The following is a 12,946-nucleotide window of genomic DNA, read 5'->3' as shown; positions in this document are numbered from 1 at the left end:
ATCAGCCCAACTACACAAATAGACTACGAATTAAGGTCCTAGCGAGAGTAAAAGCCCGTCCACACAAATCAGGCTACCGCCCGTAAACATCCTCAAAGCGAACAATATCATCCTCACCAAGGTAGCTACCAGACTGAACTTCAATCAACTGTAGTGGCAACTTTCCTGGATTAGACAATCGATGCATGGAGCCTAAAGGAATATAAGTTGATTGGTTTTCAGTAAGCAAGAAAACCTTGTCGTCGCAAGTAACCTCTGCCGTACCACTAACTACAATCCAATGCTCTGCACGATGGTGGTGCTTCTGTAGCGATAGCGTTGCTCCTGGTTTGACAGTTATCCGTTTTACCTGAAATCGTTCATCAGAATCAATGGAGTCATAGCAACCCCAAGGTCGATAAACTACTCTATGCCATTCAGCTTCAGGTCTTTGACTATCTTTAAGCTGAGAAACTATTTTCTTGACATCTTGAACACTTTCTTTGTTTGCCACTAAAACCGCATCCTTAGTTTCAACAACCACTAAGTCATCAACCCCAACAACCGTCACTAAACGTTCCTCGGAAAAAAGCAAGTTGCGCTTTGAGTCCTGTACAATTATGTCACCATGGCAGACGTTATCTTCCGCGTCTTTCTCTGAAATATCCCAAATAGCACTCCAAGAACCTATATCATTCCAGCCAGCATCTAAAGGTACGACAACGGCTTTATCAGTGCGCTCCATCACCGCATAGTCTATTGATACGTCAGGGCATAGCTCAAACGCAGTAGTCGACAACCTGATAAAATCTAAATCTGCTGATTTAGAATCAAAAGCATTTTCACAAGCTTCATAAACGTCAGGTCTGTGACGTTTCAGTTCATCAAGGTAAACACTTGCTCGAAAAACAAACATACCACTATTCCAGTAATATTGGCCGCTATCGATATAATCATTAGCTGTTTCAATATCTGGTTTTTCCACAAATCCATCAACATGATACCCACCATCGAGAGGGTTTCCTGCTTTGATATAACCGAATCCTGTATGTGGACTAGTAGCGGTAACTCCGAAAGTCACGAGATTGCCTGCTTCAGCAGACTTTACTGCAGAGTCGAGCGCCTTATGGAATGCCCCTTCATTTTCAATAGCGTGATCTGCCGCTAAAACTAAAAGTAATTCATCAGGAGACGTCTCCATAGCATGCATTGCGGCAATTGCAACTGCTGGGGCAGTATTCCTACCCACAGGCTCAAGCAAAATCCCTTTGTGTTTAATATTCTTTTCCAATAATTGCTCAGCAACTATAAAACGATGCTGCTCATTACACACTATAATAGGCTCTAAACCAACAGGTAGCCTCAAGAGCGTACTTTGAAGTAGAGTGTCCTCTCCAATAAACGATAAAAACTGTTTGGGAAACCCTTTTCGAGAAAAAGGCCATAGACGTGTACCTGAACCGCCTGATAATACAATTGGAATCACGAATCGCTCCTTGCTGTACAATTGATGTTTCACATAGCTATAATAACCTCATTACTAAGGTAATGTTAATGCTAGCTACCTAAATCTAATTTATCGATACTTATATCAGTGCAACTATAATCTAACGGAGACCCGCAATGCCAGAAGAACCGGCAGCTCAGGACGAACTCATAAAACAAGTACAGGGCCTGAAAGCAGAAAACCAGTCCCTCACCCAGCTGGTCGTTGGTCTTGAAAAAGATATCACCGAACGATTTGATGAAGTTGCGATTCTAACGCGCAGCTTACTTAAATCCGAAAGTGATTTCAAAGAGCTTAAACAACGCAACACCATACTTCATAATCGCTCTAAAGCGTTTGCTCGTGAGCTTGCGAAAAGCCGCCTTAACGACTACCGAAACGCTATCAAAAAGTCTGAATACTTCGATGAAATTTGGTATCTCAATCAGTACGATGATGTTGGAAAATCTGGAATGGACCCTTTGGAGCACTTTATTCTTCAAGGTGCTCAGGAGTATAGAAACCCTAGCCCACTCTTCGATACCTACTGGTATGTTAGTAAGTACATTGATGTTCAGCAATCTACCGCCAACCCACTTATTCACTTTATTAACAATGGTGTTAAAGAGGGGCGCTTACCGCTGCCACCTTCCCCCCCTTCACAAAGTGATGATACGGTAAAGGAAACGGTATAATGACAAGCAAACCACTCGACACTGAAACCCTAATTATTAACTCAGGCCTCTTTGATGCTGAATGGTATTTGGCAACTTACCCAGATGCCTCAGGCTCAGGCCTTGAGCCCTTCGCACATTTCATGACAATTGGAGCACGCCTTAAGCGTGACCCTGGCCCTAGCTTCTCAGCTCGACGCTACCTTGAGACGAACACGGATGTTGCAGAGCTCGGGCTTGACCCACTGTTACATTACTTGCGCAGCAAAGAACGTGGCGAGCGCCCCAGACAAGTATTTCCATCTTCAGCACGCTTACCTGATAGCAGTCAAATTTATGACTACAAGATGAGGGAGCGAATTGAAGTGCTGGAGATTGAAAATGAGCTATTGATTCTTCAACTACACAAAGTTCAGGCTCAACTTGAGTCAACTGGCAAGTAGAAACCACATTAAGATAACTAACAGTGAGAGCGCATACTAATGCCCGAAACAAGAGATAAAACCATTCAAGATAAGATGCGCAACAAAGGCTTCTACATCGTTAATCCGAAGAATCCATCAGATGAGCCAAAAACGATTGTAGTGCTTGGTTGCGCAAGGAGTGGCACGTCTATGATCGCAGGCACGCTCCACAAACTTGGAGTTTCAGTAGGCCGCCGTCACGACGATGCCACTTTCGAAGACATTGATCTCAGTAATGCCTTCGAAAGTGGAAACTTGACGGAAGCGGAAGCGATTATTTCCGAATATAACGACAAACACACGATATGGGCATGGAAACGCCCAGGGTTATTGAAGTACTTCGATCAAACGAAAGGAAAACTGAGAAACCCTTACTACATTGCCATTTTTAAAGATATTTTTTCGATAGCCAATCGAAATCGAATCTCTATGGAGGAGGACGTACTACACAACATGGGCAACGTAATTCAGGACCACTTGAAGCTACTAGAAATTTTAAAGTCACTGAATTCTCCCTGCCTTATGCTATCCAATGAGAAGGTCCTACAAAATAAAGAAGAAGCCGTTACTACAATAGCCGACTTTGTAGGCACTGGCAGCCCCCAGCAGAGAAATGATGCTATCCAATTTATTACTCCAAATAGAACTGCTTACTTGGATAGTACGCGCAAGAATAGAAACATAGGATTTATTGATAAACTTACCGATGATGCAGTAGTAGGATGGGCAAAGTCTGCATTCAGCCCGGAGAGAGTTACAGTAGAGCTGTTGGTTAATAATGTCGTAACTAAATCAGTGTTGGCTGATGCCTTCAGAGAAGACCTTAAACAAAACCACCATGGTGACGGATGCTATGCTTACAGACTAGACCTTACAGGGCTAGCCATTAATCAGGGAGACACTATTGGAGTACGTGTTAAAGGTGATATTGTTGAACTATCTAATAGCCCTATGATCTACCAAAAACCATAAATCCGCGCTATTTTAGTGTTGAATAAATCACCTTAAGGACATTAACATCCTGAGAAAGATCCTTGGATACCTCTAAGCATCTAAGGATATAGGTGTGACTAGAGCTATCTTTGCTCATAATTGCACTGGCGTACATCAGCAGATTGGCTTGATCTACCGCTTCCAAAGGCTGAAATATCACTTCATTTTTGGATGCTACCCCTCCCGACATAAAGTCGTGACGTATCTTATTAGCAATGCACCCAAATTCCTCAGTTAGCGCCTGATAAGTAACCTCACTGAGGTAGGAAGCATTATTTTGTATTTCATTAGAGTGACTGTCGGAGACTTCTTGCAATAAATAATCTATTTTTTGGTTATCAGGCTTATGATGAGGATTCAAAATCACGTTCAACAGACGCTTAAACTCTAGCGCGACTGGCTCATAACCACGATTTATAGGCTTTTTATTGTACTCAAAATCGGCAAACTCCGACTCTGACACTCCAAGCTGTGCCAAAAGCTGCCTCTCCAGAACGGAGTCAGCATTTACGGGCTTTTTATACTCAAGCACCATCAAATTATCTCTTCCAAAACTCTCCGACCAGTCGTACAGCATCATTCCTGAAGCCCCTCGACTACCCACGCCTAATATTTTCAGGCAGTAGCTATCCAGTGTACTGGTATTATAGTGCCGTTTAACCGATTGATTGTAACCCGAGATAATTGACTCTAAAGGGTCTCTGTAAAATGAAATAACCCCAACATTTAGACCACTACACAATTTTTTCACCTGCTTAGGATAACCAAATAATGACTCCGCAGAAACCAGCAACGTAAGCCCTTTTTTTCGAGACTCACTAACATATCGGTCCAATATACTTTGAGACTTTGAAACATCTCCTTCAATCAGACTTGCGCCGATCCCTGAATGCCCTCCTGAAATCCCGTTAACATCAAACCCGTGCCTTGGGTAGTAAATACCTTTTTCAAGCAACAATTCTCTATTTAGAAACAAAAAATGCTGTAATGCAGAGCTACCAGTTTTTGGAGCACCAATATGTAAGATGACATCATAACGTTCTTCATAGCTTTTCATAACGACCTTCCTATCCATTATTCTTATGATTCTTTGTTTAGTTTTCTTTTTATCCGATTTAAAACCTCAGGAACACCCTCAGTTTCGCTCGTTCGTGACACTTTTTTTATAACATTGAATGCTTGCTTAAACTTCCCCTGACGCTCAAGCACTATTGCAATGACTTTTAGCAATACACCAACATCACGACTATTATCTAGCACCTGCTTTACCAGCATATTATTAAAACCGCTTTGCTGTGCAGTAGCTTTTATAGGATTCATAGCCACCTTACTGACATCAATCCCATACGCCTCAGCCAGACTTAGCACGTAGTAATCGACATCCTCGGTGCCTAGCTTTTTCTCGATACACTGGCGAATATAGGCATCTAGCTCTTTATCTAATGCCTTTATAGTTTCTAGGTATTCGGCAAAGTGAAGTAAACTAAACAATGATTTTTCTTGATCAATTACCAGCTCATCAACTACTGAAAGCTTCTTACCTTGGAAAAAGTCATTTCGAATTTTCTCGTTGGAATCTTTGAATTTAGCATCCAGCAACACATAAGTATCTTTCAACACCTGTGTAGCAACATTTTCTATTCTATCAGCTGATTGATTATCTGAGATAGATTGAAGGACATGATCTATTTTATTGTTCTGAGGCTTTGAATCTTTGTCGATGACGCAGTTCAATCGCCGCTTAAACTCAAGAACCGACTCGTTATAAGCTCTGTTAATAGGCTTCGTGTTATACTCAAATTTAGCCTGCTGCCGTGAGTCAATGCCAAGCTCGGATAAGAATATCTTTTCTAAACTTGCATCAGCAGACTTCGGCTTCTGGTACTCAATAAGCGAAATATTCTCCAGCCCGAAATGCTCTGCCCAAGTATAGATCAGCAGACCCGAAGCTTGATGCTGTTCGGTACTCAAAATACGCTTACAAAATGTCTCTAGCTTGATAGTATTATAATGCCGTTTAACTGACTGATTATAAATTGAAACAACATACTCTGCCGGATCCCTAAAGAAACATATCACCCGACACCTAAGACCATTTGTGAGTGACCTTACTACTGCAGGAAGGCTATAAAATGACTCAGCTGATAGTAACAGCGTTTGACCTTGACTGTTTGCTTCGTCAATGTATTCATTGAAGACCTGCTCAGCAAGAGCTTCCTGCTTATTAAGCAAACTTATTCCTAAACGAGAGTGCCCTCCGGAAATACCATTAGCGTCAGAACCATGTTCAGGATAATAATATCCGGCTCTAGCAAGCGACTCCCGATTTTTCAGGAAGAAATTCTGAAGTGCGGAACTTCCAGTTTTTGGTCCACCGATATGCAGGACAACATCGTATGGCTTATTTTCTAAAGTCATTGCTTAGAGTCTTCCTTAGTAAACAATTGTATAGGGTGGCTGTGGACGAGTGGTTATTGAAAAATCCTCACGATCTAACGTCAAGTTAGGGCTATAGTAAGGATCGAGAGCCAGTGTCTTACCCCATTTAGTTTGCATATAGCTCACTTCACCAGAAAATCTTGCTTGTTTTTCCGGCGTATCCTCTGTCCCACGACTGATAGATTCATAGTGGTATAGCTCAGCATAAGGAGTCCAGAGATTTCTGTATCCAGCAGCCCTGACTTTCAAGCAAAAATCAACATCATTAAATGCAATTTCAAGGTTCTCCTCATCTAAACCGCCAACTTGTTCATAAACCTCTTTACGAACCAGCAGGCACGCAGCAGTCACTGCAGATAAGCTTTGAACCAGCATTAACCGGCGAAAATATCCGGGTGCGTCCCGACTAAACTGCTTATGGCTATGACCCGCAACGCCGCCTAGCCCAACGATTACCCCACCATGCTGCAAGGTCTCATTACTGTAATAAAGCTTTGCACCGACACAACCTATTTCTTTCCTGCAGCACTGACTAACCATCTCACTCAACCAGTTTTCTGAAATCACATCGACATCATTGTTTACTAGACCAATAATAGTACCCTTAGCATGCTGCACACCAAAGTTGTTTATAGCTGAATAATTAAATGGGTGATCATATCTCAGTACTTTTACCCGCCTATCTTCTGATTTTATTTTAGCAAAAAAGTCGAGAGTCTTCTTTTCAACACTCCCGTTGTCCAGTATTAAAATTTCGTAGTTTGTGTAGGTACTTTTCTCAAGAATACTTCTTACTGCAACTTCAACCAGCGACAAGCGATCCCTAGTTGGAATTAACAAACTAACAAGTGGCTCGGGCTTAGGAATTGGATAATCCACTTTATAGGTATTAGGAAACTTACCCATTCTTACGTGCGTCCCCTCTGGCCCGTTTTTGTTAAAGTAGTTACTCAGTGCCGTGATGCCTGCATCTGTTGTGTAGTCCTTTTGATCGGCAGACATTGCCGTCGAACCCTCAACCACTCTCCAGTGATACAAAACCCTCGGCACGTGAACTACTTCTTCGAACGATACATACGGTAGACACCTCAGAAGCAAGTCCTGATCTTGACTACCTTCCACCCCTTCACGGAAACCATCGATTTTTCTTATTAGACTATGATCATAAAGCCCAAGATGAGAAACATAGTTTTGAGAGAAAAACAAATCAGGATTCCAGTCACTCTTAAAGTGTGGCTCTTCACGCTCTCCTGTCGCACTTATTTTATCCTCATCACTATAGAATATTTTTGCATTAGGGTTTTCATTGATGGCCTCAACCATAAAAAAGAGAGCATGTTCTGCAAGCTCATCATCATGATCCAGCAAAGCAATGAAATCACCAGCTGCTAACTCTAACGCGCTATTACTAGCTTGCGATATATGTCCATTTTCAGACCTATAAACAACTTTAACTCTATCATCGTTTTTCTGATACTCACTAAGCACCTGCCTCACTTCAGAATTTGAAGAAGCATCATCCGCAATGCATAACTCCCAATTTGAATATGACTGCTTTAGAACTGAGTCAATACACAACCTGAGATACTGCGCTTCAGTATTATAGGTAGGCATTATTATTGAGATTAGTGGTTTTTGATCCCACTCCGCAACAATCCTTCTAGCGTCCTCAGGCGATGGCAGCGAAGGAAACTCAACCGTATCGATCCAATTTTCGTAAGCAGAATCCGTCACTGGCAACAAGAATGTTTCTCCGTAAAGCTCGAAAAGCTCATCCAGCAGGTTACTGGCGTTGCCAGATGCAGTCTTCTTTGCAATACGGTGAATATCCCTAGATCTGAAACCACCAAGTCGAGGGTGCTGAGCACTGATTCGACTAACGATTTCATTAATCGCCGCCCCATCATCCACTGAGGAAATAGTAAAATTATTAACACTGAACTCACCCCCACCTTCTTGAGGATCAAAGCGAGTATAGAATGCAGCCTCATTAAGATAAAAAATACGCTGGAGCGACTCCCCTCTTACATAGGGAGTGACCCAAGTATCAACCTCATTTAAGCCTCGCCCCACATCAAAGTAAAATTTTGCAGTATCTCTTCGAAACGTCGACTGAAGATTAAGAGTAACTCTATACCAGCCCGGCTTCATACTTATCTTCGGCGCTAGAATTAACTGAAAGCACGGATCTGCCTCTAAGGCAAGCCAAGCCCCCTGCTTGCTACTAGCCCCCCTCTTCAAGCTACCGACTGGTTTCATTTCAAAGGCTAGCGGACCAAAACATCTAAAGCTATCAGCAATAGAGTCAATGACAGCAGACCAACGATTTCGAAACATAGAATGGTCGGTATTCTTTGCATAATAAAGCCCATCTTCCCTGACTGGGAGGGCATCACCAGGTAAGACCTCAACTGCACTAGCATACCAACTTGTCTTATCTGCCTCATAGATATTCAGGCGCAAGCCCAAGTCGACTTCAGCTAATCGCTCCGGCAAAGCAGCATCGAAGCCACGACTCATTGCAAATACTGTTGACTTAAAGCCAATACAAGCACCTGTTACGGTTGGTATAGCACATCCAAGCCTTTGATATTGAGAAGCAGAGACAACATCACAATCAGAGCTAATACGAGCCTGTACAGAACTGATATGCGGACTGGAAAGTGATCTTAGTAACCCCTCAGACCAGCCAGGCATTACAGCAACTCCTGACTGCAAAAAGAAAACGTATTCACTGACACACTGATTAAAGCCCAAGTTTTTATCCAGCGCAGCGTTATTAAGACCGGTACCGCTAACCATTGTCAAAGTGAGCGCCACATCTGCCGCTCCTACAACGTCTTTGTAAATATCTTCTACCATCGCGAGATCATCAGCGACCACAATTACTTGACTTAAGTAACCTGACTGCATGTTCACGAGTGAACAAATACTTTTATTAAGCCTTTCCTTACTGCCATCAAAAACAATTATCACAGAACACGTCGAAGCTGGCCGTTTCAATATTGTTAAACGATGCCAATCTATCATCTGACTACTCAGGAGCTGCTCATTGGTAGCTAACCGGAACAACGCCACTTCTCCCCCGACAAACTCCTCTCTGGCTAAGTCACCAAACTGCCCCTGTATTAGATAGTGCTGAAGCCTATCTACGCCCCCCTCCTCTAGGGCAGGATTTTTACGATCATAACTTTGGGCATCAAATCGATCTTCGTTTTTTAGCTGGATCTTATTATGAGTTAAGGCGAGCAGATTTCTTAAAAGTAACGATGGTGAGTAAATATATCCAATATCTTGCTGCGATCTAACCTTTATGATACCTGTCGTAACACCTGTATCATCCTTAATAGAGGGATAAAGCAATCCTACTTTAGCGTTATTGATGACGGGGATTAATCCAAACATACGCTCTAAGGCGTGGGCAACCTGCCCATCCTTTCGCACGTCGTCCTCTATTTCCTCAACCAACCCTTTCGCATAATAGGCCAATCTAGAGAGCAGGGCTGGACGAACCCAAAACATTGTTCCTATAAAGAACCCCCAATCCTCACTCGGAAGTGGATATCCATATATTCGTTCAAATATTTTCTCCAAATTAGTACGATTACCATACATCATCAGCTTGGCTGACTGATAAAAACTCCCTGGACCCGCAAATTGTAGTTCAGTGTCTGCTGCAAAAGCAGAGACAACTTGAGTAAAATTATGATGAGTGCCTATCAAACTGTCTAACATGGAGCGTCGCCAGATTGCAGCATTAGCATCATGCCCTTTCTTAGCATGCACCTTACAAACAGACTCATAACCTTTACTGATTAATTCAGGAATAACCCCTAGAAACGGCAGCACATCCATTCCAAGGTTTTTAAAAGGTCTTATTTTTGCGGAAGGAAATACCGTGAGAACCGACTCGATCGCCAACTCTTTGAGCTCAAAGGGAACAGTTATAAATAAATCAAAGTCGACATCGAGATGGAGCAATCTATCTCGCACTTCAGGCCACAAATCCTGATAATAGAAATGAACCACGATAGCAGTTTTTTGCACAACAGCTTCACCACTTAACTTAGGCAATACTGTGGCAGGTAGAAAATTACTATCATCCATATCGTGCTGCTTAATACTCATCTTCTATTCAACCTTTTATCAAGTAATGCACTTCCATTTACCATGTGCATTACTAACCATTACGATCAGCGTATAAAACTCTAAATTGAAGCCTGACTTAATGAACCTTTTGTTTTAACAAGCTAAGCAAATAAGCACCGTAACCGCTTTTAGCCAAGGGTGCAGCTAAGGACTCCAGAGCAGACGCATCAATCCACCCCGATCGATAAGCCACCTCTTCCGGACAGGCTATTTTTAACCCTTGTCGCTTTTCAAGAACAGAAATATACAAACTAGCCTCTAGCAATGACTCATGAGTCCCTGTATCTAACCACGCATAGCCTCGACCCATTACTTCCACAGACAAATCTCCTTGCTCAAGATAAAGCTTATTTATGTCCGTTATTTCAAGTTCACCACGTGGTGATGGCTTCAGACTCTTAGCCATTTCAACAACTCGGTTATCATAAAAGTATAAACCCGTAACAGCATAGCTTGATTTTGGTTCTTGGGGTTTTTCCTCCAGACTCAAAACATCACCGTCCCCGGAAAATTCCACGATACCGTATCGCTCCGGATCATGAACATGGTAGGCAAAGACTGAAGCACCACTCTCTTTATCAGAGGCATGCTCGAGCAACTCGTGGAAATCATGACCATAAAAAATATTGTCGCCTAGCACTAGCGCACAGTCATCAGAGCCAATAAAGGACTCGCCCAGAATAAAAGCCTGCGCCAAACCATCTGGTGACTGTTGTATGACATACTCTAGGTTTATTCCCCACTGACTTCCATCACCCAGAAGACTCTTAAACCTAGGCGTGTCTTGAGGAGTTGAAATAATCAGGATATCTTTGATCCCAGCCAGCATGAGCGTGGTTAATGGATAATAAATCATGGGCTTATCAAAGACTGGCAATAGCTGCTTAGAAACCGCTAAGGTTGATGGATGAAGTCTTGTACCTGATCCGCCGGCCAAAATAATTCCTTTGCGCATAATCACTTCCTTATAATAGTATTCGATAGGGAGGTAGTTTAGCCCAATTCTTGCTGCATGGCACCATGGACATCAAAAGTCCAATGGTACAATCATATAACTACACCGGAGCTTACTTCCCGCACCTGACTGTTAAATAAACAGCAACCAGAAGGCAAATATCCTCTACTATTCGAAAACCACCTTATCAATATGAAATAATTATGAAATATATTCAAACCTCCATCCCCGACGTCGTACTCTTAGAGCCCTCTGTTTATGGGGATCATAGGGGGTTCTTTATGGAAACTTGGCAGCACAAAAGCTTCACTGAGTCAGTCGCAGAAGTTACTTTTGTGCAAGATAATCACAGCAAATCGAGCCAAGGTATTCTGAGAGGCTTACACTATCAAATAAAACACCCTCAAGGAAAACTGGTTCGTGTTACACAGGGCTCAGTGTTTGATGTCGCCGTTGACCTCAGAAGAAGCTCTTCTACTTTTGGCCAGTGGGTGGGGTATGAACTCTCCGAAGATAACAGACGAATGTTATGGGTACCGGCAGGCTTTGCACATGGCTTTTACGTAACAAGTGAATCTGCGGAGTTCGTTTACAAGTGTACCGACTACTATTCTCCAGAATACGAAAGAAGCCTTGCATGGAACGACCCAGCTATTGCGATTGACTGGCCCTTAGTTGGGGGCGAGCAACCAATACTATCAGACAAGGACCGACTCGGTGAGTTATTAAATGAAGCAGATACATTTGATTAACACATGACTATTTCTTTTGTGTCATTTAGCGCTAAGCCAGAGTTTTTTTTGGACGACCCATCTTTTCGCTACCGCTGTGACAACCTAGCCTATGCGCTAAGGGCACAAGGAATCAAAAGCAGGCTGGAGCACATCGAGTCATTCACTGCTACCGCAGACCTAAGCCATGTCGTATTTCATAGACCAAGATACTCAAGCCGGTTTCGACGCATTGTGCGCCAACTTGATAATCAGGGCATTACCGTAATCGCAGATTTTGATGACCTAATTTTCGACCCAACCTACTTAGAGTTCAGCCCAGCTGTACTAAACAACGTACAGCCCAGAAGAAATATTAAACGGCGGCTTCTGTCTCATTTTGAGGCCCTGCAGCACATCCGAAATGTGACAGTGTCGACCAGTGAGCTGGGGAGGTTTGTTCGTGCTACATTCCCTGATGTCAAAATCTGCGTCTTACAAAATTATATGCACTATGATTGGCCATACAAAGCAGTCCAACCTAACGCAAATAAGCGTAAAGTTTTAACTTACTTTCCAGGGACTCGTTCTCACGACAGGGATTTTTGGCAAATAGAAGACATTATTGCCTATTTTTTAAACAAAAACAGCGACGTGCAACTACTGATTATTGGTCCTCTCACTTCACGATTACTTGAGCTTAAGTCTACACAGATCCGACACCTTCCCAAGCTTCCCTTCACTAACTACATACAGGCTGCAAGTAACTCATGGGTTAATTTGCTCCCCCTCGAGCCAACGCCATTTAATCAATGCAAATCAGCCATTAAGATTATTGAAGCCGGCTCCTATAATACTCCTACTATAAGCTCCCCACTGTCAGATGCCATACGGTTTTGTGGTACTGCTGCGAGTATTGCAATAGATCAGCAACAGTGGTTGCAACATCTAGAGTCATTTTTGGACCCAAAATTTTATTTACAAAGCAGCCTTCGTATAAAAAACGAGTTCGGGCATATTACTAACAGCAAACACATGGCAAATCTGTTCTGCACATCGTACAGCGTTACTCTCCCATAAACCGAACTCCATAGAGC

The 12,946-nt window shown here is 42.7% G+C and carries 10 protein-coding genes; 5 read left to right on the top strand and 5 right to left on the bottom strand.

The features are described 5' to 3' along the window. Positions 1 to 73: 73 nt before the first annotated feature. On the bottom strand, positions 74 to 1,465 hold the full coding sequence (locus LEUMU_RS0101880; protein ID WP_022950586.1) for a mannose-1-phosphate guanylyltransferase/mannose-6-phosphate isomerase: 1,392 nt from the start codon (positions 1,463 to 1,465) through the stop codon (positions 74 to 76). A 137-nt stretch (positions 1,466 to 1,602) separates the two neighbouring features. Between LEUMU_RS0101880 and LEUMU_RS0101875 the strand changes: the two genes are divergently transcribed. The 3 genes from LEUMU_RS0101875 to LEUMU_RS0101865 are packed head-to-tail and all read left to right on the top strand — an operon-like array spanning position 1,603 to position 3,575. Next, positions 1,603 to 2,160, top strand: coding sequence for a hypothetical protein (locus tag LEUMU_RS0101875; RefSeq protein ID WP_022950585.1), 558 nt, complete (start codon positions 1,603 to 1,605; stop codon positions 2,158 to 2,160). Continuing rightward, entirely contained in the window at positions 2,160 to 2,582 is a 423-nt protein-coding gene (locus LEUMU_RS27665) for a hypothetical protein (protein WP_022950584.1), read from the top strand. Before LEUMU_RS0101875 ends, LEUMU_RS27665 begins: the two co-directional genes overlap by 1 nt. Positions 2,583 to 2,621: 39 nt before the next feature. Continuing rightward, positions 2,622 to 3,575 carry a sulfotransferase family protein gene (locus tag LEUMU_RS0101865; protein WP_022950583.1) on the top strand — a complete coding sequence of 318 codons (954 nt, stop codon included), beginning with the start codon at positions 2,622 to 2,624 and terminating at the stop codon, positions 3,573 to 3,575. Positions 3,576 to 3,582: 7 nt separating this feature from the next. Here LEUMU_RS0101865 and LEUMU_RS0101860 read toward each other — a convergent pair whose 3' ends face one another. The 4 genes from LEUMU_RS0101860 to rfbA all read right to left on the bottom strand — a co-directional run bounded on the left by LEUMU_RS0101860 (position 3,583) and on the right by rfbA (position 11,139). Further along, positions 3,583 to 4,653 carry a hypothetical protein gene (locus LEUMU_RS0101860; protein ID WP_022950582.1) on the bottom strand — a complete coding sequence of 357 codons (1,071 nt, stop codon included), beginning with the start codon at positions 4,651 to 4,653 and terminating at the stop codon, positions 3,583 to 3,585. A 23-nt stretch (positions 4,654 to 4,676) separates the two neighbouring features. Continuing rightward, positions 4,677 to 6,014 (bottom strand): sulfotransferase family protein, encoded by a 1,338-nt coding sequence (locus tag LEUMU_RS27660; RefSeq protein WP_022950581.1) that lies wholly within the window; start codon positions 6,012 to 6,014, stop codon positions 4,677 to 4,679. 15 nt (positions 6,015 to 6,029) lie between these two features. Next, the gene (locus LEUMU_RS28470) at positions 6,030 to 10,163 is read right to left on the bottom strand and encodes a glycosyltransferase (protein WP_022950580.1); all 4,134 of its coding nucleotides are present in this window, start codon (positions 10,161 to 10,163) and stop codon (positions 6,030 to 6,032) included. A 97-nt stretch (positions 10,164 to 10,260) separates the two neighbouring features. Beyond that, entirely contained in the window at positions 10,261 to 11,139 is an 879-nt protein-coding gene (rfbA, locus tag LEUMU_RS0101845; protein ID WP_022950579.1) for a glucose-1-phosphate thymidylyltransferase RfbA, read from the bottom strand. Positions 11,140 to 11,342: 203 nt separating this feature from the next. Between rfbA and rfbC the strand changes: the two genes are divergently transcribed. After that, on the top strand, positions 11,343 to 11,891 hold the full coding sequence (rfbC, locus tag LEUMU_RS0101840; RefSeq protein ID WP_022950578.1) for a dTDP-4-dehydrorhamnose 3,5-epimerase: 549 nt from the start codon (positions 11,343 to 11,345) through the stop codon (positions 11,889 to 11,891). A 3-nt stretch (positions 11,892 to 11,894) separates the two neighbouring features. Continuing rightward, positions 11,895 to 12,929 carry a glycosyltransferase family protein gene (locus LEUMU_RS0101835; RefSeq protein ID WP_022950577.1) on the top strand — a complete coding sequence of 345 codons (1,035 nt, stop codon included), beginning with the start codon at positions 11,895 to 11,897 and terminating at the stop codon, positions 12,927 to 12,929. Positions 12,930 to 12,946: the final 17 nt, after the last annotated feature.

It is taken from the genome of Leucothrix mucor DSM 2157 (assembly GCF_000419525.1).
Taxonomy (GTDB): domain Bacteria; phylum Pseudomonadota; class Gammaproteobacteria; order Thiotrichales; family Thiotrichaceae; genus Leucothrix; species Leucothrix mucor.
Note: the sequence above shows the minus strand (reverse complement) of the source record. Positions and strands in the feature narration are given on the sequence as shown.